General features: G+C 69.7%; 17 protein-coding genes and 3 tRNA genes. 6 read left to right on the top strand and 14 right to left on the bottom strand.

The window, feature by feature from the left end; all coding sequences use genetic code 11:
* The first annotated feature begins 295 nt into the window (after window positions 1-295).
* Window positions 296-820 carry a hypothetical protein gene (locus tag ABT061_RS20410; protein ID WP_350919838.1) on the top strand — a complete coding sequence of 175 codons (525 nt, stop codon included), beginning with the start codon at window positions 296-298 and terminating at the stop codon, window positions 818-820.
* A gap of 11 nt (window positions 821-831) precedes the next feature.
* Here the strand turns inward: ABT061_RS20410 and ABT061_RS20405 are convergent, their stop codons facing one another.
* The 11 genes from ABT061_RS20405 to ABT061_RS20355 all read right to left on the bottom strand — a co-directional run bounded on the left by ABT061_RS20405 (window position 832) and on the right by ABT061_RS20355 (window position 10019).
* The gene (locus ABT061_RS20405) at window positions 832-2076 is read right to left on the bottom strand and encodes a four-carbon acid sugar kinase family protein (RefSeq protein ID WP_350919835.1); all 1245 of its coding nucleotides are present in this window, start codon (window positions 2074-2076) and stop codon (window positions 832-834) included.
* A complete protein-coding gene (iscB, locus tag ABT061_RS20400) occupies window positions 2073-3434 on the bottom strand; it encodes an RNA-guided endonuclease IscB (protein ID WP_350919832.1) in 1362 nt (453 codons plus the stop codon). The genes ABT061_RS20405 and iscB overlap by 4 nt, the downstream gene beginning before the upstream one ends.
* Before the next feature lie 327 nt (window positions 3435-3761).
* Entirely contained in the window at window positions 3762-4772 is a 1011-nt protein-coding gene (locus ABT061_RS20395; RefSeq protein WP_350919829.1) for a transketolase family protein, read from the bottom strand.
* Window positions 4769-5659: a transketolase gene (locus tag ABT061_RS20390; RefSeq protein ID WP_350919826.1), complete on the bottom strand. Its 891-nt coding sequence runs from the start codon at window positions 5657-5659 to the stop codon at window positions 4769-4771. Before ABT061_RS20390 ends, ABT061_RS20395 begins: the two co-directional genes overlap by 4 nt.
* Before the next feature lie 19 nt (window positions 5660-5678).
* Entirely contained in the window at window positions 5679-6998 is a 1320-nt protein-coding gene (locus tag ABT061_RS20385) for an MFS transporter (RefSeq protein WP_350919823.1), read from the bottom strand.
* A 31-nt stretch (window positions 6999-7029) separates the two neighbouring features.
* Complete coding sequence (locus ABT061_RS20380) at window positions 7030-8022, bottom strand: NAD(P)-dependent oxidoreductase (RefSeq protein WP_350919820.1); 993 nt, start codon at window positions 8020-8022, stop codon at window positions 7030-7032.
* Window positions 7995-8687: a FadR/GntR family transcriptional regulator gene (locus tag ABT061_RS20375; RefSeq protein WP_350919817.1), complete on the bottom strand. Its 693-nt coding sequence runs from the start codon at window positions 8685-8687 to the stop codon at window positions 7995-7997. Before ABT061_RS20375 ends, ABT061_RS20380 begins: the two co-directional genes overlap by 28 nt.
* A gap of 305 nt (window positions 8688-8992) precedes the next feature.
* Window positions 8993-9067, bottom strand: a tRNA-Val gene (locus ABT061_RS20370).
* 17 nt (window positions 9068-9084) lie between these two features.
* Window positions 9085-9155: transfer RNA gene (locus tag ABT061_RS20365), tRNA-Cys, on the bottom strand.
* A 25-nt stretch (window positions 9156-9180) separates the two neighbouring features.
* Window positions 9181-9252: transfer RNA gene (locus ABT061_RS20360), tRNA-Gly, on the bottom strand.
* 113 nt (window positions 9253-9365) lie between these two features.
* Window positions 9366-10019 (bottom strand): ACT domain-containing protein, encoded by a 654-nt coding sequence (locus ABT061_RS20355; RefSeq protein WP_350919814.1) that lies wholly within the window; start codon window positions 10017-10019, stop codon window positions 9366-9368.
* A 92-nt stretch (window positions 10020-10111) separates the two neighbouring features.
* Between ABT061_RS20355 and dusB the strand changes: the two genes are divergently transcribed.
* The 3 genes from dusB (at window position 10112) to ABT061_RS20340 (ending at window position 14326) form a co-directional block, all read left to right on the top strand.
* Window positions 10112-11233, top strand: coding sequence for a tRNA dihydrouridine synthase DusB (gene dusB / locus ABT061_RS20350; protein WP_350919811.1), 1122 nt, complete (start codon window positions 10112-10114; stop codon window positions 11231-11233).
* Window positions 11234-11450: 217 nt separating this feature from the next.
* A complete protein-coding gene (locus ABT061_RS20345) occupies window positions 11451-13373 on the top strand; it encodes a TRAP transporter permease (protein WP_350919808.1) in 1923 nt (640 codons plus the stop codon).
* On the top strand, window positions 13370-14326 hold the full coding sequence (locus ABT061_RS20340; RefSeq protein WP_350919805.1) for a TAXI family TRAP transporter solute-binding subunit: 957 nt from the start codon (window positions 13370-13372) through the stop codon (window positions 14324-14326). Before ABT061_RS20345 ends, ABT061_RS20340 begins: the two co-directional genes overlap by 4 nt.
* 1 nt (window position 14327) lies before the next feature.
* Here the strand turns inward: ABT061_RS20340 and ABT061_RS20335 are convergent, their stop codons facing one another.
* The 3 genes from ABT061_RS20335 to ABT061_RS20325 all read right to left on the bottom strand — a co-directional run bounded on the left by ABT061_RS20335 (window position 14328) and on the right by ABT061_RS20325 (window position 18897).
* Window positions 14328-14846, bottom strand: a complete 519-nt coding sequence (locus ABT061_RS20335) for a DUF2087 domain-containing protein (RefSeq protein ID WP_350919802.1) — start codon at window positions 14844-14846, stop codon at window positions 14328-14330.
* 103 nt (window positions 14847-14949) lie between these two features.
* Complete coding sequence (locus tag ABT061_RS20330; protein WP_350919799.1) at window positions 14950-17442, bottom strand: DEAD/DEAH box helicase; 2493 nt, start codon at window positions 17440-17442, stop codon at window positions 14950-14952.
* A gap of 159 nt (window positions 17443-17601) precedes the next feature.
* The gene (locus tag ABT061_RS20325) at window positions 17602-18897 is read right to left on the bottom strand and encodes an acyltransferase family protein (RefSeq protein ID WP_350919796.1); all 1296 of its coding nucleotides are present in this window, start codon (window positions 18895-18897) and stop codon (window positions 17602-17604) included.
* Between the two features lie 258 nt (window positions 18898-19155).
* Here ABT061_RS20325 and ABT061_RS20320 point away from each other — a divergent pair, with 258 nt between their 5' ends.
* Window positions 19156-20406 carry a sensor histidine kinase gene (locus tag ABT061_RS20320; RefSeq protein ID WP_350919793.1) on the top strand — a complete coding sequence of 417 codons (1251 nt, stop codon included), beginning with the start codon at window positions 19156-19158 and terminating at the stop codon, window positions 20404-20406.
* The gene (locus ABT061_RS20315; RefSeq protein WP_350919790.1) at window positions 20397-21044 is read left to right on the top strand and encodes a response regulator; all 648 of its coding nucleotides are present in this window, start codon (window positions 20397-20399) and stop codon (window positions 21042-21044) included. Before ABT061_RS20320 ends, ABT061_RS20315 begins: the two co-directional genes overlap by 10 nt.
* Window positions 21045-21316: the final 272 nt, after the last annotated feature.

The raw sequence follows: 21316 nt of genomic DNA, 5'->3' as shown, positions 1-21316 counted from the left end.
TGATCCAGAAAAGAAGGACAAAAGCCCATATAGGGCATTACGCCCGGATGAACACCTCATCTCTGGTATCTCTGGCCCCAATCGCACCATTGATGTCGCCGGAAGGCCGTGCGCCCGACATCTTCCGTTGCCCTCGCGTTCGGTGGCGCGCGCCTAACATCGTGCGAGCGGGCTCGGGTGGAAAGGGAACACGTACGCCTGCTTCGCGACCTGCGCCACATGGCACGCGGTTTCGCTGAGGGTTCCTCCTCCCGGACCGAGGCCGAGGCCGAGGCCGCCGAACGGGAGGTATTTGATGACGGGCCCCCGGCAGGCCGGTGACCGGCGGTCCGCCCGCCGCTGGACGCTGCTTCCCGGCTTCGTGCTGCTCGGCGCGCTCTTCCTGCCGCCGTCCACGTCGGGGACGACGGGCCCGGCGGGGCCGACGGTCAAGGACGAGACCTTCATCACCGCGGAGACCGGCGGGCTCCTGCACATCGAGGCGGGGGAGTGTTTCACCGACCCGGCCTACTCCCCGGAGGCGGCCGAGGTCGTCGTGCTCTACACACCCTGCAAGGAGCAGGCGGCCAACCAGTCGTACGGCTTCGTGCACGCCCCCGACGGCGAATGGGATCCGGCCGCGCTGACCACGTTCGCCCGGGAGAGCTGCCGGCGAGGGTTCGACAGCAACTGGAGCGGTGAGTCGGCCTCGAGACTGGATTTCTACCCGGTCATGCCGACCCGGGAGACCTGGGCCGACGGCGACCGCGACGTGATGTGCGTGGTCTACAGCCCCGAAGGCCCGATGAACGGCTCGGCGCTCCCCCTGGCGGGGTGGTGATCGCGGGCCGTCTATATCGCCTCGACGGCCTCCACCAGGACGTCCGGGCCGCCCACGTTGCCCGGCACGACCACGCAGGTCGCGGCGGCCGCGTCGGTGTCCAGGTCCCAGACGGACACTCCCGGCAGCACCTGGCCCCGCACGGTGGCGGCGGCGGCCCGCAGTCCGGTGGCCGTCACCTCGGCCGAGGTGATGCCCCCCTTGGAGACCACCACGCGGGCGGTGTCCGACAGCTCGCGGACCGCCGTCATGAGTGCGGTCATCACCGCCTCACCGTGCGCGAGGGTGTTGTGGCCTTCGTGGCGCACCCGCTCCGAGCTGATCAGCGCGATGCCCTCCCCGGTCAGCGCCCTCCTCGCGTCCGCGACGATGGCGTGACCGGCCGCCGTGCCGTTCCGCAGCGCCGCCTCGGTGCTGATCGTCAGCGCGGTGACGCCATGGCGCCGCTCCAGTTCCGCGAGCTGAGCGGTCGCCCCCGAGGTGTGCGAACCGCAGACCACCAGAACGGGGCCGCGACCGCCGTTCAGCGGCCGCGGCAGCAGACCCCGGCTGACCGCGCCGGCGCACCGGGCGGCCAGCGGCGCCGCGGAACGGACGACCACGGGCCTGCCCCGCTCCCGCGCCGCCAGCAGGCCCCGATGGACCAGATCGATGTCCTCGTCGGTCTCGGCGTCCGGCGCCACCACGGTGCGGCCGGGTGCGGCGAGCAGGGCCGCGGCCACGGCCTCGCCCCGCGAGGAGCGGACCTCCTCGAGCGGCACCGGGAACGCCTCCCTGGCACCGATCTCCCGCACGTACCCGACCAGGTCGCCGTGACGGAAGGAGAAGACCGGGTCGTTGGCGTACTCCGTCAGGTGGGCGGGGGTCGGCACCCCGCCGACCAGGACATGGTGCACCCCGCCGACCGTGGTCCGGCCCCCGTCGGGGAAGGCCGGCAGGAAGAGGATCGGGCTGTCGTCGGTGGTGAACACGTCCGTCTCGGCGAAGACGTGTCCGCGCAGCGTCGAGTCCCCGCGCAGCACGACCTGGATCTCGGTGCCCAGTTCGGCCGAGGCCGTGTCGACCTCGCCGCGGATCCGCCGGCACAGTGCCACCGCCGCGGCCTCGTCGATCGCCCGCGAGTTCGTCTGCAGGTAGACCGAGTCCACCGCGCGCAACGTCTCGGTGAGACGGGCGGCGTCCCAGCGCAGCAGCACCCGGACCCCACTGGCCGACTGGGTGCCGGTGGGGTCGTCATCGAGCACGACGGTCTTCATCGGATACCTCCAGTGTGGAGACCCCCTTCTTCAGGCGGGGGAGGAAACGCGGCACGGTGCCGTGTTTCTGGGTGGGTGGTGTAGCCGTAGCCGTCGGCTCGTTGGAGCAGGTGGATGTGGCGGTGGCCGATGCCCTGTACGGTGCCGTGTCGGGTGGTGATGTTGAAGTTGCCGGTGGTGCGGACCGCGACCCGCCCGGTGTGGACTCCGGCCTTCTTGCCGGTCGGGATGGTCGCGCGGACCAGATCGCCGGTGGCGAACCCCTTGACGTGCTTGGTCCGGGGGAGTCGTAGCCGGGGGAAGCCGTAGCGGTCGGTGCGGGTGCGGGCGTAGGTGCCGCGCCCGGTCGCCTTGACCACCAGGACCGCCGAGGGCCAGGCGGTGACGCCTGCCAGGGGGCCGACGTGCAGCGCGTCCAAGGTGTGCGATTTGGCGGCACCGGTGCGGGAGCGGTTCCACTTCGTGCGGCCACCGGAGGCGGTGTGAACGGACAGGCCGGCCGTTTCCAGGGCCCGCCACAGCGCCCACCGGGTGGCGTTGACCGCCGCCGCGTCGCGCAACGGTGTTTTCGCCTGTTTGAGGATCCTGGAGAGAAGTGCGGGACTGTCCTTGAGGAACACCTCTACCGGAGTGGCGTTCTTGGTCTGGTTACATGGGATGCAGGCCAGGGTGAGGTTGCTGATCCGGTCGGAGCCGCCCTGGCTGCGGGGGTGGATGTGGTCGAGGTTGAGCGGTACGCCGCTGGCGCCGCAGTACGCGCACGCCCGCCCCCACTTGGCCAGCAGGTATTTGCGGACCTCGTACCCGGCGAGGGTGCCCTGCTGATACTCCGCGCCCTCCAACGGTTTGCCCGCCGACAGGGCGTGGGTGTCGAAGGAGACCCGCTCCACGTGGACGGCTGCCACGGGCGCCCACCGGGTCAGCCGCGCCACCCACGACATGGTGGTGTCGACGCGGTGTCGCAGGGATGGCGCGAGCCATCCCTTCGGTTTGGTGCGGTTGAGAAACCGGGGGGCGCGGTAGCGCAGGTTGCGTGACCTGCGGCCCCGGCGCAGTGCGGCCCGCGAGGCGAGCCTGTCGCGGATCAGTGCGCCTCGGTGGTCGAGCTGGATCGCATACCGTCCGGCCCGGCTCCCGTCATGGTCGGTGAACACGGCCAGGCCGGTGTGTTTGGAACCGGGATCGATACCGATCGCGACGCCGTTCACAACGCAGTCGGCCGCTGACCGGTCTTTGAGACGGATAACGAACGGGGTGTGACGCACCACCACCACCGCCCGCCCGGCCGCCAGAAGCCGACGGGCACGGGCAGGATGGCAGGGGTCAAGCGGGTGGCCGTGGCGGTCGAGGACGAACACGGCCGGGTGAACCTCACGGTTCGCTCCCTCAGGCGCCGAAGCGCCCTCGGGGTGACGCCGGTCCGGCGGTGCGGCCGAACCGATCTCCCCTCGCCCAGGTTCCATGCCAGTGCCCGGCGTCGCCGGGAGTCCGTGAGCCGTTTCGTGCCCACCCTCGGGCGTGTCTGCTCCCACGGATTCCAGAGCGGCAGGCTGAGGAAGCACCTGCCGGTGGGTCTGCTCGCTTACATGAAACGTAGCCATCTGGATCACACCTCCAGTTCATGACGGCTAGGGCTGGTCAACGCGGGGCTTCGAAGCGCATCGCTGCGCCTCAAGCCCCCTCCTTCAGGAGGGGGTCGTTGACGCCAGCTCTTCGAGCACCTTGGCGACGACGGTGCCGGTGGCCAGGCCGTACTTCTCGTGCAGGGTGGGCAGGGCGCCGGCGTCCAGGAAGGCGTCGGGGAGGGCGATCGGGACGACCCGCCTGCCGATGCCGGCCCGCACGACCGCCGAGGCGACCGTCTCGAAGAGCCCGCCGACCACCGTGTGGTTCTCCAGCGTGACCACCAGCCGGTCGCTGTCGACCTCGGCGAGGACGGTCTCGGCGTCGAAAGGCTTGATCGTCGGAGTGTGCACCACCGCGACGTCGACATTGTGCCTGGCCAGCTCCTCGGCCGCCTGCAGGGCGCGCATCGTCATCAGGCCGCTTGACACGAACACGACGTCGTTGCCGCCGCGGAGCACGGCCGCCTTGCCGAGCCGGAAGGTGTAGTCGTACTCGTCGAGGACCGTCGGCACCCTGCCGCGCAGCAGGCGCAGGTAGGTCGGGCCGTCGGACGCGGCCAGCTGGGGCACCGCCTGCTCGATGTCGACGGAGTCGCACGGATCGACGATCGTCAGGTTCGGCATGCCGCGGAAGATGGCGATGTCCTCAGTGGCCTGGTGGCTCGGGCCGTACCCCGTGGTCAGGCCGGGCAGGCCACCGATCACGTTCACGTTCAGGTTCGGCTCGGCGATGTCCAGGCACAGGAAGTCGTACGCGCGGCGTGCCGCGAACACCGAGTACGTCGAGGCGAACGGGATGAGGCCGACCTCGGCCATGCCCGCCGCCGCCCCGAGCAGCAACTGCTCGGCCATGCCCATCTGGAAGAACCGCTCGGGGTGGGCCTTGGCGAAGATGTGCATGTCGGTGTACTTGCCCAGGTCCGCGGTGAGTCCCACGACGCGCGGGTCCTGCTCGGCCAGGGCGGCCAGGGCGTGGCCGAAGGGTGAGTTCGCGGTCCTCTGCCCGGGGTCGGCGAATGAGGCGATCATCGCCGAGGTCGTCAGGCGCTTGGCGCCCGTCGCGGTGCTCACAGTGCTTCCACTCCCTCGTACCCGGCCGTCAGCTGCTGACGGCACAGCTCCCACTCGTCCTCGTCGATCCGCATGAAGTGGGCCTTCTCGCGGGTCTCCAGCAGCGGGACGCCCCGGCCGATCCTGGTGTCGCACAGGATCACCGAGGGCCTGCCCTCCGGGCGGGCCTGCTCGGCGGCGGCGTCGAAGGCCGCGAGCAGCGCCTCCACGTCGTTGCCGTCCACCCGCTGGGTGAACCAGCCCGCCGCGACCCATTTCTCCTCGGCCGGCTCGATGCGCATGACCGTCTCGGTCTTCCCGTCGGCCTGCAGGGCGTTCATGTCGACCATCGCGGTCAGCAGGCCCAGCCTGTGGTGGGCGGCGCCCATCGCCGCCTCCCAGGTCGACCCCTCGTCCAGCTCGCCGTCGGACAGGAAGTTGTAGATCCGTGAGTTCGACCCCTGGTGGCGCAGCCCGAGGGCCATGCCGACGGCGACGGTCAGCCCGTGGCCGAGTGATCCTCCGGAGATCTCCATACCGGGTGTGTAGGACGCCATTCCGGACATCGGGAGCCGTGACCCGTCGGAGCCGTAGGTCTCCAGCTCGTCGAGGGGCACGACGCCCGCCTCGGCCAGGGCCGCGTAGAGGGCGATGGCGTAGTGGCCGGTGGAGAGCAGGAACCTGTCGCGCTCGGCCCAGTGCTCGTCGTCCGCCCGGTAGCGGAGCTGGTCGACGTAGGTGACCGCCAGCATGTCGGCGACCCCGAGTGCCTGGCCGACGTAGCCCTGGCCCTGCGCCTCGCCCATGTTCAGGGTGTGGTGACGCATCCGGTAGGCCGCACCGCGCACCCTCTCCGCCCGCGCCGCCGGATCGAGGCGGCCGGCCTGCGGTTCACTGAGTGTGGTCATATCTGTTCTCGTTCTCTCTTCAGATGGTCGCGGCCGTGGTCCTGGACGACGCCGGGGTGCCGACCTTGACCGGAGCGGTCTCCGGGGTGAGGGCGGCGGCGATCGTCGAGACCACGCCGAGCAGCATGAACAGCACCGCCGGGCCGATCCACCCGATGGATCCGTACAGGGCGGTGGCCAGGAAGGGCAGCAGGCCGGCGACCAGCGAGGCGCCGTTGTAGCCGAGGGAGATTCCCGAGGAGCGGACGTCGCGGGGGAACTGCTCGGAGAACCAGGAGGACTCCACGGCGAAGATCGGGTCGTGGCTCAGCAGCAGGCTCAGGGCGACCGCGACGACGACCATGATGACCGCACCGGTGTTGATCATGAGGAACATCGGGATGCCGAACGCGATCGTGAACAGCGACCCGATCAGGAACACCGGTTTGCGGCCGATCCGGTCGGACAGCGCGCCGTACAGCAGGTGACTGGCCAGGCCGAGCGCGGATCCGACGATGGTGCCGATCAGCACGTTCTGCTTGTCGGTCAGCTCGGCGAGCACCACGTACGAGAGCATGAAGCTGGTGGTCACGTAGTATCCGCCGGTCTCCGCGAGCCGCAGAGTCATGATCTTGAGGATCACCCGCCAGTCGCGCCTGATGACGTCCAGTGCCGGAGCCTTGCGGATCTCGTTGTTCTTCTTCATCTCCGCGAAGTCGGGCGACTCGGAGACGCCCATCCGGATGAAGATGCCGACGGCGACCATCACCACGGAGAGCAGGAAGGGCGCCCGCCACACCCAGGAGCCCTCCAGCAGGGCCTCGCTGAGCAGGAACGCGCCGTTGGCCAGCAGCAGCCCGGCCGGGATGCCGATCTGCGGGACCGCGCCGAAGAAGCCGCGGCGGCGTTCGGGGGCGTGTTCGACGGCCATCAGGACGGCTCCGCCCCACTCGGCGCCGAAGCCGATGCCCTGGAGGATCCGCAGCAGGATCAGCAGGATCGGCGCGAGCGCGCCCGCCTGGTCGTAGGTCGGCAGCACGCCCACCAGGACGGTCGCGACGCCCATGAGCACCAGCGACCACATCAGGATCGTCTTGCGGCCGACCCGGTCGCCGTAGTGTCCGGCGAGGTAGCCGCCGAGCGGGCGGAACAGGAAGCCGACGGCGAGCGTGGCGAACGACGCCAGCACGCCGACGAGCTTGTCCTCGGAGTGGAAGAACACCGTGCCGAAGTAGGCGGCCGAGGCGGTGCCGTAGATGAAGAAGTCGTAGCTCTCCACCGCGGTGCCGACCATCGAGGCGAAGGACACCTTTGCCGGGTTGTCCCGGTGAGCACCGGCGACGTTGGATGCAGCGGTCATGTGCCGCTCCTCGCTATCTTAATGATCTTGATCACTGGGGGTGTTCGTAGGTTTCGATGACCCGTGAGTCGTCACGTGTCGAAAGACCCGCGTCGGCGGCCTGCTGGTAGCGGGCCCTGGCGACGTCGAGGAGGGGGGTCTGCGCCCCGGCCGCCCGCGCGGCCTCGTACACGAGGCCGCTGTCCTTGACGAAGATGTTGATCGTGCTGGTGACGTCGACGTCGGTGCCCCGCAGCATGCGCGGCCCGCGGTCGGAGAGCATCCATGATCCGGCGGCTCCCCGCTCCACGAGGGAGAGGACCTTCTCCTTGTCCAGCCCGAGCGTGGACGCGAGAGCGAGGGCTTCGGCCGCCGCCACGATGTGGACCGAGCAGAGGTGCTGGTTGACCACCTTGATGGCCTGACCGTCACCGAGCGCGTCTCCGACCGCTTGGACCGTTCCAAGTCTGTCGAGGACGGGACGGGCGGCCTCGATGTCGGTGGCCGGGCCCGAGGCGAACAGGGTGAGCTCACCGGTCCGGGCCCTGGCCACCCCGCCGGTGACCGGCACGTCGACCACGACCGCGCCGGCCACCTGTAGCCGGGCGCCCTGCTCGCGCACCGCCTCCGGGCCCACCGTGCTCATCACGATCCAGCGCTGACCGGTCACATCCACTGCCAGCGCCTCGGTGACAAGGGCTTCGAGCTGCGCCGGAGTGGCGACCATGACGACCACGAACTCGCTCTTGGGCGCTTCGGAGAACCGGGAGACCGCCCGTACGCCGGCGGCCTCGGCCCGCTCGTGTGCGGCCGGTAGCGGGTCCACCCCGGTGACCGCGTAGCCGGCGGACACCAGTTGGGTCGCCATCGGCAGGCCGATGGCGCCGATACCGACGAAAACGACTGTTGGGTCGCTCATGGACATCCTTCTGTTCTGGGTGATCCGGCCCTGTTTCCGGGCATGGCATGGCCCGCTGCCCGCGCGGGGGTGGCGTGTCGTTGTCGTGTGTGGGAGGCCTAGGGCGAGTGCGTGAGGGAGGACCACACCTCGAAGTGCCTGCGCATCGCGATCCGCGCGCCCTCGCCGTCCCGTTCGCCGATGGCCTCGACGATCCCGTAGTGGACCGTGTCGATGACCCGGGTCTTGCCCGGGGTCAGGGGCTCGCGTTCCACCGCCAGCCGGCGGCGCTCGACGACCTCGCTGCGGAGCACGTGGCTGAGGCCGTCGTGGACAAGGTTGAAGACGGGGTTGTCGACGATCAGGAACAGCCGGTGGTGGAACTTCAGGTCCGCTTCGAGGGCGCGCTCACCGTCGCCGTCGCCGCTGGCCTTGACCATCTCGTCAACGAGTTCGCGCAGGGCGTCGACGTCGTCCGCGGTGGCCAGTCTCGCCGCCGCCTCGGCGACGGACACCTCCAGCATCTTCCGTGCCGACGCGAACTGTTCCTGGCTCAGGTGGCCGAGCTGGACGCCCAGGTCGAAGTAGAGCTGGATGAAACCGGCGTCCGGGGTGCTCAGGTAGGAACCCCTGCCCTGCGTGCGGTCCAGGAAGCCCAGCATCTCCAGCATCGACAACTGCTCGCGCAGGGAGCCCCGGCTGACTTCCAGGGAGGTCACCAGCTCGCGCTCCGTGGGCAGGCGCAGGCGGCCGGTGGCGGGCTCGGGGCTCGCCTGCTCGGCAAGGCTCCGAACCAGGGCTGCCAGATCCATGCCCATCCCCTCTCGTGACTCTTTGGTCGAACCAATTGCATCGAGGTTAAGGTGACGTTGCTTCCAGGTCAACAGATTGGTCAAACCTATTTTCGGGCGGGGTGCTCGGAAGGAGAGGTGGGGCCGTCGGCTGCGACCCTCGCCAAGATCTCTGGGGCGACAACGGTCTCCCCGCGACGTCGGCGCCGGTGCTGACGACAACCCGGAACAGCGGACATCACCCGGAGAAGCCAGAAGGCCGCCAAGGTCCCTGAGCTGGGACTTTGGCGGCCGTTTGATCTGGTCGGCATAGATGCCATTGACGGTGGTGGACGATACAGGGATTGAACCTGTGACCTCTTCCGTGTCAGGGAAGCGCTCTCCCGCTGAGCTAATCGTCCGCATGGGGAAGGACCAGAGGTGGAGACGGGATTTGAACCCGTGTAGACGGCTTTGCAGGCCGTTGCCTCGCCTCTCGGCCACTCCACCGGAGTGAGAGCCCGAAGACCCTTCGAGCGGAAGACGGGATTCGAACCCGCGACCCTCACCTTGGCAAGGTGATGCTCTACCACTGAGCCACTTCCGCGTGTTTCCCCCGGGTTTCGCTCCCGGTGGCGACGAGAGAACTCTAGCGGGTTTTCCGCGCGGTTGCGTAACCGTGCGTTCAGCCGCCCGTCTGGTGACCGTAGGGCGGGTGGCTCAGCCGGTCTGGTGGCGCAACTGACGGACGACGGCGCGTTCCACCGCGGGCAGGGTGAGGAAGATCTCCAGGATGCGGGTGAGGCGGTGCACCTCGATGCGGTGGAAGGCGGGGCCGTCGGCGCGGGCCAGCAGGAAGGTCAGGGCCAGCGGGGGCAGCGGGGCGGCGATCACGTGCAGGCCGGAGTCGAGGGTGAAGGAAGTCGGGCGGGCGGGGGTCTCGGTGGGGAAGGGGACCTGCTCGGGAGCCCGCCAGCTGGAGTGGACGGTCACGCGAGGGATCTTCTCGGTCGCCGCCGCGGCCCAGTCGGCGCTGAACAGCACGGGCATGGAGTCGATCAGGGTGGCCAGCGCCCGATCGCCCGCCGTGGTGATGTATTTGAGGATCTCCAGCTCCGGGTAGGTGCCCGGTGCCTCGCGCGTGCTCCAGACACCCTCGACTGTCACCTCCGGCACGCTCTCCAACCCCTCGACCAGGGTTTCCCTGGGAGCGGAGTCGGGCCAGTAGACGGTGATGTCGTCCAGCGCCCGGCCCTCGCCGCGCTCCAGGACGACCACCTGGGTGATGTCCGCGCCCGCGACGCCGAGGACGCGGGTGACCTTCCCCAGGGAGCCCGGCCGGTCGGGCAGTGCGATCCGCAGTCGCAGTAGCATCCGCGGCCTCCCATGTCACGTCGGGTTACACCAGGTACACCATATCCAGCGGATGATTCGTCCCGCTCGTCGTGGTGCGGTAGAAAAGCCAGGTGGAGTCGTTGAAACTGGGATCGCTGGAGGTGTGGCCGCCGGTCGTCCTCGCCCCGATGGCCGGGATAACCAACACGGCGTTCCGCGCCCTCTGCCGGGAACAGGGCGGCGGCCTGTTCGTCTGCGAAATGATCACGACGCGGGCGCTGGTGGAGCGTAGCCCGAAGACGTTGAAGATGATCCGGTTCGAGCCCGACGAGCGTCCCCGCAGCCTCCAGCTCTACGGGATCGACCCGGTGACGGTCGGCAGGGCCGTCCGCATGATCGCCGAGGAGGACCTGGCCGACCACGTCGATCTCAACTTCGGCTGCCCGGTGCCCAAGGTGACCCGCAAGGGCGGCGGCTCAGCTCTGCCGTACAAGCGGAACCTGCTCCGGGCGATCCTGCGTGAGGCGGTGCGCAACGCCGGGACGCTGCCGGTGACCATGAAGATGCGCAAGGGCATCGACGACGACCACCTGACCTATCTGGACGCCGGGCGGATCGCCGTGGAGGAGGGCGTCTCCGCGATCGCGCTGCACGGCCGCACCGCGATCCAGCACTACGGCGGAACCGCCGACTGGGAGGCGATCGCGCGGCTCAAGGAGAGCGTGCCGGAGATCCCGGTGCTCGGCAACGGCGACATCTGGAGCGCCGACGACGCGCGCCGCATGATGGACGAGACCGGATGCGACGGCGTCGTCGTCGGCCGGGGATGCCTGGGGCGCCCGTGGCTCTTCGCCGACCTGGCGGCCATGTGCGAGGGCGGCGACGAGCGGCGCCGTCCCCGGCTGGGCGAGGTCGCCGCAACCATGGACCGGCACGCCACCCTGCTGACCGAGTGCTTCGAGAGCGAGCCGCACGCCGTGGCCGACTTCCGCAAGCACGTCGGCTGGTATCTCAAGGGTTTCACCGTCGGCTCCGCCCTCCGTCGCCGCCTGGCCACCTCCGAGACCCTGGCCGGCCTGCGGGAGGGGCTCGCCGAACTCGACGCCGACCAGCCCTGGCCCGAGGGCGTGGACGTCCCCCGGGGCAAGACCAATCCGCGCGACCGCGTTCACCTGCCCGCCGGCTGGCTCGACGACCCGTACGACCTCGCGGTCCCCTGCGCCGACGCCGAGACCGACACCTCGGGCGGCTGACCCGCGACTTCCCGGGTGCCGTCGTTGAGGCGGATGGTCGACCATCGGTAGCCGTGCGCCCCGGTCCTGCCGCCTGACGTTCGCTTTCCCACGCCGTTGAGGCAGAGGTCTCCCGCGAGGACGGGCGTGACGCGAATGTGACCTGTCTTGACAGATGAGAGTCAACCTTCTCGGTAATCTGCAGTCGAATATCGCGGCTCACACGTGGAGACGACGGTTGACGAGCACCACATCAGCGGATGAGTTGATCGCGGAGTTCGACGCGGAACGGCCCGCCCGGCGGCTTTCCGGCCGGGTGGCGCAGGCCGTCACGCTGGTCGCCCTCGGCCTGTCGCTGTACGTCCTTTACCGCGCGTTCCGGCCCGGCCCCGTTCTCCCGTACCGGATGCTCTTCCTCGCGGTCGTGCTGCCGCTCACCTTCGTCTGTTACAAGCCTGGGCGGCGGGGCACCGACCGGCCGGGCGCCGGCGACTGGGCGCTCGCCGCGCTGGCGCTCGTGGTCTGCCTCTACCCGCTGGCGGTCTTCGACGACTTCATCCGGCGCGCCTTCGAGCCGACGACCCTCGACGTGGTGGCCGGGGCGGTCATCGTCCTGCTGGTGCTTGAGGCCTGCCGGCGCACCGTCGGCTGGATACTGCCCGCGGTCTGCGTCGGGTTCGCCGCCTACGCCTACTACGGCGGCTACCTGCCCTTCGACTGGGTCGTCGGGCACCGCGGCTACGACATCGACCGGATCGTCGTCTCGTTCGTGATGGGCACCGACGGCGTGTACGGCGTGCCGCTCGACGTGGCGGCCACCTACATCATCCTGTTCACCGTCTACGGCGCCGTCCTCGACCACTCCGGGGCGGGAAAGTTCTTCGTGGACGTCTCGCTGGCCGCGTTCCGCCGCTCGCGCTCGGCGCCGGGCCGCACGGTCACCCTCGCCGGATTCCTGCTCGGCACGGTCAGCGGTTCCGGCGTCGCGACGACGGTGAGCGTGGGCAGCGTCGCCTGGCCGATTCTGCGCCGGGCCGGATACCCGCCCGAGCAGGGTGGGGGAGTGCTCGCGGCGGCGGGCATCGGAGCGATCCTGTCGCCCCCGACTCTCGGCGCCGCGGCGTTCATCATCGCCGAGTACATGCGCGTGAGCTACCTGACGGTGCTGCTTTACGCCACCATTCCCACCCTGCTGTACTACCTGGGCATCTTCCTGGCCATCGAGATGGACGCCCGCAGGTACGGGACGCGGGCGGTCGAGGTGGACGCGCCGAGCCTCTGGCCACTGGTCAGGCGGTTCGGTTACCACTTCAGCTCGCTGTTCGTGATCGTCGTCCTGATGGCGCTCGGCCAGTCGCCGTTCCGCGCCGTGGTGTACGCCACGCTGCTCGCCCTGGTGCTCTCCTTCCTCGACTCCGAGCACGCCCTGACCCCCGGCAGGGCGGCGAGGGCTCTGGCCGCGGGGGCGACCGGGGTGCTGCCGGTCGCGGCGACCTGCGCCGCCGCCGGGCTGATCGTCGCCGTCGTCACGCTCACCGGGCTGGGCCTCAAGGCGAGTTCCCTGATCGTCGGCGCCTCGGGCGGGATCCTCGCCGTCACCGCGCTGCTGTGCGCGGTCGCGGTGCTCGTGCTCGGTCTGGCGGTGCCGGTGACCGCGTCGTTCGTCATCGCCGCGGTCGTCATCGGACCCGCGCTGACGGATCTCGGTGTCAGCCAGGCCGAGGCATACATGTTCATCTTCTACTACGCGGTGCTGTCGGAGGTCAGTCCGCCCACGGCGCTGTCGGCCTTCGCGGCCTCGGCCATCACCGGGGGCAACGCCTACCGGACCATGATGACCACCTGGAAGTACACCCTTCCCGCGTTCCTGGTGCCTTTTGCCTTCGTGCTGACCCCCGGCGGGGCCGGGCTGCTGGCCCAGGGCACGTTCGGGGAGATCCTGGCGGCCACGACGGTCTCGGCGGTGGCGGTCGCCGCGCTGGCCGCCGCCACCGGTGGGCGGCTGCTCGGTCCGGCGGGGCCGGTCGAGCGGGTGCTGTGCGCGGTGGCGGCGATCCTGCTGCTGTTCCTGTCGCCCCTGCCCGCGCTCGCCGGAGCGGTGGTCCTGATCGTGGTCGTCTCCCTCCATCTGGTGACACGCGAACGAGAGGCAGAGCATTGACAGTCAGACGCGGGACCGCCGTCCTGCTGGCGGCGGGGCTGCTGTTCCTGGCCGGCTGTGGCGGAGACAGGTCGGCCGACCAGGCCGTGGGCAAGAGGCTGTCGATCGCCACCGGCAACACCACGGGCGTCTACTACGTCCTCGGCGGGGGCCTGGCCGACCAGATCGGCAAGAACATCCCCGGCTATCAGGCCACGGCTGAGGCGACCGGCGCCTCGGTGGAGAACATCCAGCGGGTCGTCAGGGGCGACTCCGACATCGCCTTCACCCTGGCCGACTCCGCCGCCGACGCCGTCACGGGCAAGGGCGCCTTCACCACGCCCCAGCCGATCCGCGCCGTCGCCCGCCTTTACGACAACCACACGCAGGTGGTCGCCACCACCGGCTCCGGCGTGAAGTCCGTCGCCGACCTCAGGGGCAAGCGGGTCTCCACCGGCTCGCCCAACTCCGGCACCGAGGTGATCGCGCTACGCCTGCTGAAGGCGGCCGGTCTCGACCCGGAGGAGGACGTCACCCGCCAGTCGCTGGGACTGCCGGAGAGCGTGCAGGCGCTCAAGGACGGCGACCTCGACGCCCTGGTCTGGTCGGGCGGCCTGCCGACACCGGGCATCACCGATCTGCTGACCTCGCTCAGGGGCCAGGTCGCCTTCGTGCCGCTGGACGGGGTGCTGCCCGCGATGCGCGCCGAGCACGGCTCGGCGTACGCCCCGGGCACGATCGCCAAGGACGTCTACGACACCCCCTCGGACGTGTCGACCATCTCGGTGCCCAACCTGCTCGTGGTGCACGAGAAGATGGACCCCGCCCTGGTGGAGAGCCTGACGAGGCTGCTCTTCGAGCGCAGAGCGGAGCTGGAGAAGATCCACCCCGTGGCCAGGGAGATCAGCCGCGACAACGCGCGGAAGACCGAGCCGGTGCCCCTGCACGAGGGCGCGAGGAAGTACTACGGCTGATTCAGGCCTCGACGGAGCCGCCGCTGCGCCAGTAGACGTTGTTCTCCCTGCTGAGCATGCCCTCGTCGACCAGGTAACGGCGCAGCGCCGCGTAGTCGTCGTGGAAGGCGCGCAGCGCGACGTTGACCTCCTTCTCCGGGTAGCGGGTCCCCGGTTCGAAGACCTGGGCCACGTAGTCGAGCACGACCAACTGCTTGTCCCGCTTGCTGGGGATCGCCCGCAGCCGCCCCTCGACGAGGAAGGAGCGCAGCACCTTCTCCTCGGGAGAGACCGGGGGCGCGGGCTTGGCCGTGGTGTGCAGCAGCTCGCGGAACCGCTCGCGCCGCACCTGCCACTCGCCGCCCTCACTCCGCACGGCGAGCCCGCCGCGTTCCAGGCGGTCCAGCGCGCGCCTGACCGCCTCCCCGTCGAGGCCGGACTCCTCCTCGGGCTTGCCGCCCAGTGCCAGAGTCGCCAGCACCCGCAGCGTGTCCTCCTGGTAGAGCAGGCCGAGCACCTGCCTGATCGCTTCGTCGCTCATCCCGCCATTCTTGTCGGTTTCCGCGCCATGGACAGCCGGGAGCGAGCCCGGAGGAGTTCCTGCGGATGGCGCCGGCCTCCCCGCCCTCTCCACCCGGAGGTCGTCAGAGGCGGTTCAGGCCGATGACGTGGACCACGGCGCGGCCCTCCTCGTCGGAGGCGGCCAGATCGACCTGGGCGTCGATGCCCCAGTCGCCGTCGCCGGCCGGGTCGGAGACGACCTGGCGGACCCGCCAGAACTCCTTCTCCTCCTCGATGCGGAGCAGGCCGGGGCCCCGGGCGTCCGGGCCGGTGCCGATCTCCTCGTGGTCCTCGTAGTAGGCGTCGAGCGCGGCGCCCCAGTCGACGTCGGGGGCCAGTTGCTCCAGCTCCTGCTCGTTCTCCAGAGCGGCCAGTTCGATCAGGCGGAACATCGCGTTGCGGACCAGCACGCGGAACGCGCGGGTGTTGGCGGTGACCGGCCTGGTGCTCTCCTCCAGGGAGGGCGCCTCCAGCTCCCCGGTCGGATTCTGCAACTGCTCCCACTCGTCCAGAAGGCTGGAGTCGACCTGCCGGACCAGTTCGCCGAGCCACTCGATGAGGTCGACCAGGTCCTCGGTCTTGAGGTGCTCGGGGATGGTCCGCGACAGGGTGCGGTAGGCGTCGGCGAGATAGCGAAGGACCGTGCCCTCGGACCGGGTCAGCTCGTAGAACTGCACGTAGTCGGCGAAGGTCATCGCCCGCTCGTACATGTCGCGGATGACGCTCTTGGGACTCACCGTGTAGTCGCCCACCCAGGGGTGGCCGCGCCGGTAGGTCTCGTACGCGCCCAGCAGCAGGTCGGCCAGCGGCATCGGATAGGTCACTTCGTTGAGGAGCTCCATCCGCTCCTCGTACTCGATGCCGTCGGCCTTCATCTGCGCCACCGCCTCGCCGCGCGCCTTGTTGAGCTGCGCGGACAGGATCTGGCGGGGGTCGTCGAGAATCGATTCGATGATCGAGACCATGTCCAGGGCGTAGTTCGGCGCCTGGATGTCGAGCAGTTCGAGGGTGGCCAGCGCGAAGGTGGAGAGCGCCTGGTTCAGCGCGAAGTCCTCCTGCAGGTCAACGGTCAGGCGGGCCATCCGGCCGTGCTCGTCGGGCTCGTCCAGCTTCTCCACCACGCCGCCGGCCAGCAGTGACCGGTAGATCGCGATGGCCTGGCTGATGTGCCGCCGCTGCCACTTGCGGTCCTCGTGGTTGTCGGTGAGCAGGTGGCGCATGGCCGCGTAGCAGTCGCCTGGCCGGTTGATCACCGCGAGGAGCATGGCGTTGCTGACCTTGAACCGGGAGTTCAGCGGCTCCGGTTCGGCGCTCTGCAGCTTCTCGAAGGTCTCCTCGCTCCAGCCCACGAAGCCCTCCGGGGGCTTCTTGCGGGCGAACCCGCGCCGCCTCTTGGGGTCGTCGCCGATCTTGGCCAGTGCCTTCTCGTTCTCCACCACATGGTCGGGGGCCTGGCAGACGACGTAGCCGATGGTGTCGAATCCGGCCCGCCCGGCCCGCCCGGCGATCTGATGGAACTCGCGGGCGCGCAGCCGCCGTACCTTGTTGCCGTCGTACTTCGACAGCGCGGTGAAGAGCACGGTCCTGATCGGGACGTTGACACCGACGCCGAGCGTGTCGGTGCCGCAGATGACCTTCAGCAGGCCCGCCTGGGCGAGCCGCTCCACCAGGCGGCGGTACTTCGGGAGCATCCCGGCGTGGTGTACGCCGATGCCGTGCCGCACCAGGCGGGAGAGCGCCTTGCCGAACCGGGTGGTGAACCGGAAGTTGCCGATCATGGAGGCGATCGCCTCCTTCTCGGCCTTGGTCGACATGTTGATGCTCATCAGCGCCTGTGCCCGCTCCATGGCCGAGGCCTGGGTGAAGTGGACGACGTAGACCGGGTACTGGTTGGTGGTGAGCATCTCCTCCAGCGTCTCGTGGAGGGGGGTCATCCGGTAGGAGTAGACCAGCGGGACCGGGCGCTCGGTGTTCTTCACCACCGCGGTGGGCCTGCCGGTTCGCCGGGTGAGGTCCTCCTCGAACCTGGTGACGTCGCCCAGTGTCGCCGACATCAGGATGAACTGAACGTTCGGCAGCTCCAGGAGTGGCACCTGCCAGGCCCAGCCGCGGTCGGGCTCGGAGTAGAAGTGGAACTCGTCCATCACCACCTGGCCGATGTCGGCCTGGGCGCCGTCGCGCAGCGCGACGTTGGCGAGGATCTCCGCGGTGCAGCAGATGATCGGCGCCCCGGGGTTCACGCTCGCGTCGCCGGTCATCATCCCGACGTTCTCGGTGCCGAAGACCTCGCACAGGTCGAAGAACTTCTCGGACACCAGTGCCTTGATCGGGGCGGTGTAGAAGGTGCGGACGTCCTTGGTCAGCGCGGTGAAGTGGGCTCCGGCGGCGACCAGGCTCTTGCCCGAGCCGGTTGGGGTGGCCAGGATCAGGTTGTTTCCCGAGACCACCTCGATCAGCGCCTCCTCCTGCGCGGGGTAGAGGGTCAGCCCTCGCTCGGAGTTCCATTCGACGAAGGCGTCGAAGATGGCATCGGGATCGGCGTCGATCTCTTCTGGCAGGCGGTCTACAAGGCTCACAGTCCAATACTGCCGAAGAACTTGTGGTGGTCGAACCGGCTGCGGCAATGGATGGCATTACATTTCGTGTAAAGTATGTAACATTATGTAGTTATGATCACTTTTTTTGGCATAAACAGCTACTAAAAGGACTTGGTGTCGGCTGGAGCGCCGGAGCCGTCAGACGTGCCGCGGGTGATCCGAGGCCGGACGCGGCCCGGGAACGCCCGCCCGTGAGGCGGGTGAGGTGCGAAAGGACGGGCCGGTGAGCGCCAGGCCCGCCACGATCGCGCCCGCCCCGAGCAGGGGAGCCGTCCCCGGGACGAAGCCGATCGCGGTGAGCGTGAGCAGCCCCAGTCCCACCAGCACGATGGCCACGACGATCCTGGCCATCCCCCCGGTGTACGGCCTGCCCGAGGGGGGCGTCTCGAACCGCGCGAGACCCCGTAGCAGCGGCCACATCGCCAGGGTGAGCATGAGCAGCCAGTGCGGCCAGCCGGAGACCCAGGCCGGGGTGCCCGGCTCGGGGGTGGAGACTCCCAGGCCCACCACGACCATCGAGACGATGACGAACAGCGCGCTCATGTGCCACAGATAGAGGGTCATCATCCGGCCGCCGGCCCAGCCGAGCGCCCTCGACACCCCGGGCCACTCCGCGAATGAGACGATCCAGCGGCGCAGCGCCAGCGCCAGTCCGATCTGGCCGACCCCGACCGAGAGCAGCGCGAGCGTGGGCGGTGCCATGTTGGAGACGGCGGCACCCGGCATCCCGATCATGCTGAGCGGGTAGGGGCCGAAGGTCACCAGCGCCGCGGCCAGACCGTACCCGGCCAGCGCCAGGATCCAGGGGCGGCCCAGCCGCCCGTCGGCGTACAGGAAGCCGAGCTGGTGCACCGCCAGCCAGATCAGCACGATGTTGGGGAGGCCTGCCACCTCCAGGCCGCTGGTGAAGCGCAGGAGATCCACCGCCACCGCCCCCGCCGCCAGCGCGGCCGGCACCCGCCAGCCGTACGCCATGTTGAGCCTGAGCATCGGCGGGGTCAGCGCCACCGCGACAAGATAGATCACCAGGAACCAGAGAAGCTGTCCGGCCAGCCGTGAGGCGGTCATGACCGGCTGCTCCGGCACGCCGAGCGTCAGGAGCAGATGGGGGAGGGGCAACCAGACCGCCGCCAGTGGCACCACCGGCCAGGCCAGGCGGCGCAGGCGCGTCGCCAGCCAGGCGGGAGTGGCGTCACCGCGCCGTACGGCGGCGCGCCTGCTGATCGCGCCCGCCGCGCCCCCGGCGAAGAAGACCAGCGGCATCACCTGACTGATCCACGTGATCATCCAGCCGTTCCCGGTGGCCAGCGCGTTGCCGGTGGTGATCCGGCCGTCGGCGAAGGAGAGCACCGGCATGCTCCAGTGCTGGAGCACCACCAGGGCCATGCCGAACACGCGGAGCACGTCGATGAACGGGTCGCGACCGGCGGGCACCGGTGCTGTGCGGGCTGTCGGACGCGTTGCCGGGCTGGGGATCACGGCGGTCAAAGGGGTCTCGATTCTCAGGGAGGGGGAGCGAAAACCTCAGGAAAGGCTGTGTGAAAAGCCTCCCGCCGGGACCGCCGCGGCGCAGTGACGTACGCATCAGTCTTCTCGCCGGATTCCCCCACCGCTGAAGGTAGTGCTGGCCCCACCCCGACAAACGGGTGTGCAGGGTCGTCCGCGGTGGTCCGGCCTCATAACGTTGACGACATGAGAACCCTCCTCCGCCGCATCGGCACCGACACCCGCTACCTGGTCGTGGGATTCCCTCTCTCGGTCATCTGGTTCGCCCTCATGGTGGCCGGTTTCGCCGCGGGGGCGGGTTCGGCCATCACGTTCGTGGGCCTGCCCATCCTCGCGACGACGCTCCTGGTCGCCCGGGGCTTCGCGGACATCGAGCGGCGCTGGCTGCCCGAGGTGCTCGGCCGCCCGGTCGCCAGGCCGAGGTACCGGCCCGCTCCGCAGAGCGCCGGTTGGTTCCGCAGGATGATCAATCCGTTGACCAACGGCCAGTCCTGGCTCGACCTGCTCTACGGCATCGTGGCCTTCCCGATCTCCATCGTCACCTTCGTGTTCGCGGTGGTCTGGTGGGCCGGGACGATCCTCGGCCTCACCTACCCGCTCTACGGGTGGATCGTCTACGCCATCCCCGGCAACGACGGCGGGCTCGGCCCGCTCCTCGGCCTGGGCGGCGCTCTCTGGGTCGAGGTGCTGATCAACACCGTCATCGGCGTGCTGTTCGCGATCACTCTCTCGCCGGTCGTGCGGGGTGCCGCGCTCATCCAGGCCGGGCTCGGCAGGGCCATGCTGACCGGGGTGGCCGAGCTGCACGATCGCATCGACGACCTGGCCGAGGGCCGGGCCGCCGCGGTGTCGGCCGAGGCCAACGCGCTGCGCCGGCTGGAGCGTGACATCCATGACGGGCCGCAGCAGCGCCTGGTCTCCCTGGCCATGGACCTGTCACGGGCACAGCGCCAGATCAGGCGCGATCCGGCGGGAGTCGAGCAGATGCTCGGCCAGGCCATCACCTCCACCCGCGAGACGCTGGACGAGCTGCGTGCCCTCTCGCGCGGCATCGCCCCTCCGATCCTCAGCGACCGCGGCCTGGCCCCCGCGCTCGCCGCGCTCGCCGGGCGCTGCACCGTCCCCGTCGAGCTGGATGTCCAGGTGGAGGGACGATTCCCCGCCGCCGTGGAGAACAGCGTCTACTTCGTCGTCGCGGAAGCCCTAACCAACGTCGCCAAGCACAGCCACGCCACGATCTGCACCGTGACGCTGACCAGGACGGGTGGCTTCCTGATGCTGACAATCGGGGATGATGGGGTCGGCGGCGCACATGTCGCCAAGGGGCATGGCCTGTCCGGTCTCGGTGACCGTCTGAAGGCGGTAGATGGCGAGCTGGTGGTCGATTCACCCGTCGGCGGTCCGACGGTCATAGTGGCGGAGGTTCCGTGCGGGTAGTCGTGGCCGATGACGCGGTGCTCATCAGGGAGGGCCTGATCAGGCTCCTGGAGGAGTTCGGCTGCCAGGTGGTCGCCGCGGTGGGGGACGGCGACCGGCTGGTGGCCGCCGTCGCCGAGCACCGGCCCGACGTCTCGGTGGTGGACGTGCGGATGCCGCCCGGCTTCACGGACGAGGGGCTGCGGGCGGCGGTGGAGGCGCGCCGGAGGGTGCCGGGCGCGCCGGTGCTGATCCTGTCCCAGTACGTGGAGGTCTCCTATGCCGACGACCTGCTCGCCGACGCCAGGGGCGCGGTGGGATACCTGCTCAAGGACCGCGTCGTGGATGTGGACGACTTCATGGCGAGCCTGCGCACCGTCGCGTCCGGCGGCACGGTCTTCGACCCCCAGGTGGTGGCACAGCTGATGGTGCGGCGCCGCCGTGACGACCCCCTCGCCCAGCTCACCCCGCGCGAGCGCGAGGTGCTCGGCCTGATGGCCGAGGGCAGATCCAACCCCGCCATCGGCCGTCAGCTGGTGATCAGCGACGGGGCCGTGGAGAAGCACATCCGCAGTATCTTCGCCAAACTCGGCCTGTACGCCGAGGACGGCGACCAGCATCGCCGCGTCCTCGCGGTCCTGGCCTACCTGCGTTCCTGACCTCGCCGGTCCCGCCCGGCGCACCTCGGCGTCGGTACGGTCACGTCGGATGCCCGCTCGACAGGCTCCGGGCACGCGAGCGGGCACGGCTCGTGACCGTCGCCCACGACTCGGGCCCGGCCACCTGCCATCGGACGACGGTCGGTTCGTCCGTTCCGGATATCCGTTGGCGACGAGCCACGCCACCGGAACTTCCGGGGACGTCCGGGAGCGTCGGGACGTATCCGCCGACCAGGTGGTGCCGCTGTCCCCTGCCCGCAGGCTGGAACGCC

Origin of the sequence: Streptosporangium sp. NPDC002544, from assembly GCF_040295965.1 — a bacterium.
Lineage (GTDB): Bacteria > Actinomycetota > Actinomycetes > Streptosporangiales > Streptosporangiaceae > Streptosporangium.
Note: the sequence above shows the minus strand (reverse complement) of the source record. Positions and strands in the feature narration are given on the sequence as shown.

Excerpts from the sequence above, each read along its gene's own strand:
- ABT061_RS20410 (WP_350919838.1), top strand. The coding sequence starts at position 296 with ATGACGGGCCCCCGGCAGGCCGGTGACCGGCGGTCCGCCCGCCGCTGG.
- ABT061_RS20320 (WP_350919793.1), top strand. The coding sequence starts at position 19,156 with ATGAGAACCCTCCTCCGCCGCATCGGCACCGACACCCGCTACCTGGTC.
- ABT061_RS20375 (WP_350919817.1), bottom strand. The coding sequence starts at position 8,687 with ATGGATCTGGCAGCCCTGGTTCGGAGCCTTGCCGAGCAGGCGAGCCCC.
- ABT061_RS20385 (WP_350919823.1), bottom strand. The coding sequence starts at position 6,998 with ATGACCGCTGCATCCAACGTCGCCGGTGCTCACCGGGACAACCCGGCA.
- ABT061_RS20405 (WP_350919835.1), bottom strand. The coding sequence starts at position 2,076 with ATGAAGACCGTCGTGCTCGATGACGACCCCACCGGCACCCAGTCGGCC.
- ABT061_RS20390 (WP_350919826.1), bottom strand. The coding sequence starts at position 5,659 with ATGACCACACTCAGTGAACCGCAGGCCGGCCGCCTCGATCCGGCGGCG.
- ABT061_RS20355 (WP_350919814.1), bottom strand. The coding sequence starts at position 10,019 with ATGCTACTGCGACTGCGGATCGCACTGCCCGACCGGCCGGGCTCCCTG.
- ABT061_RS20335 (WP_350919802.1), bottom strand. The coding sequence starts at position 14,846 with ATGAGCGACGAAGCGATCAGGCAGGTGCTCGGCCTGCTCTACCAGGAG.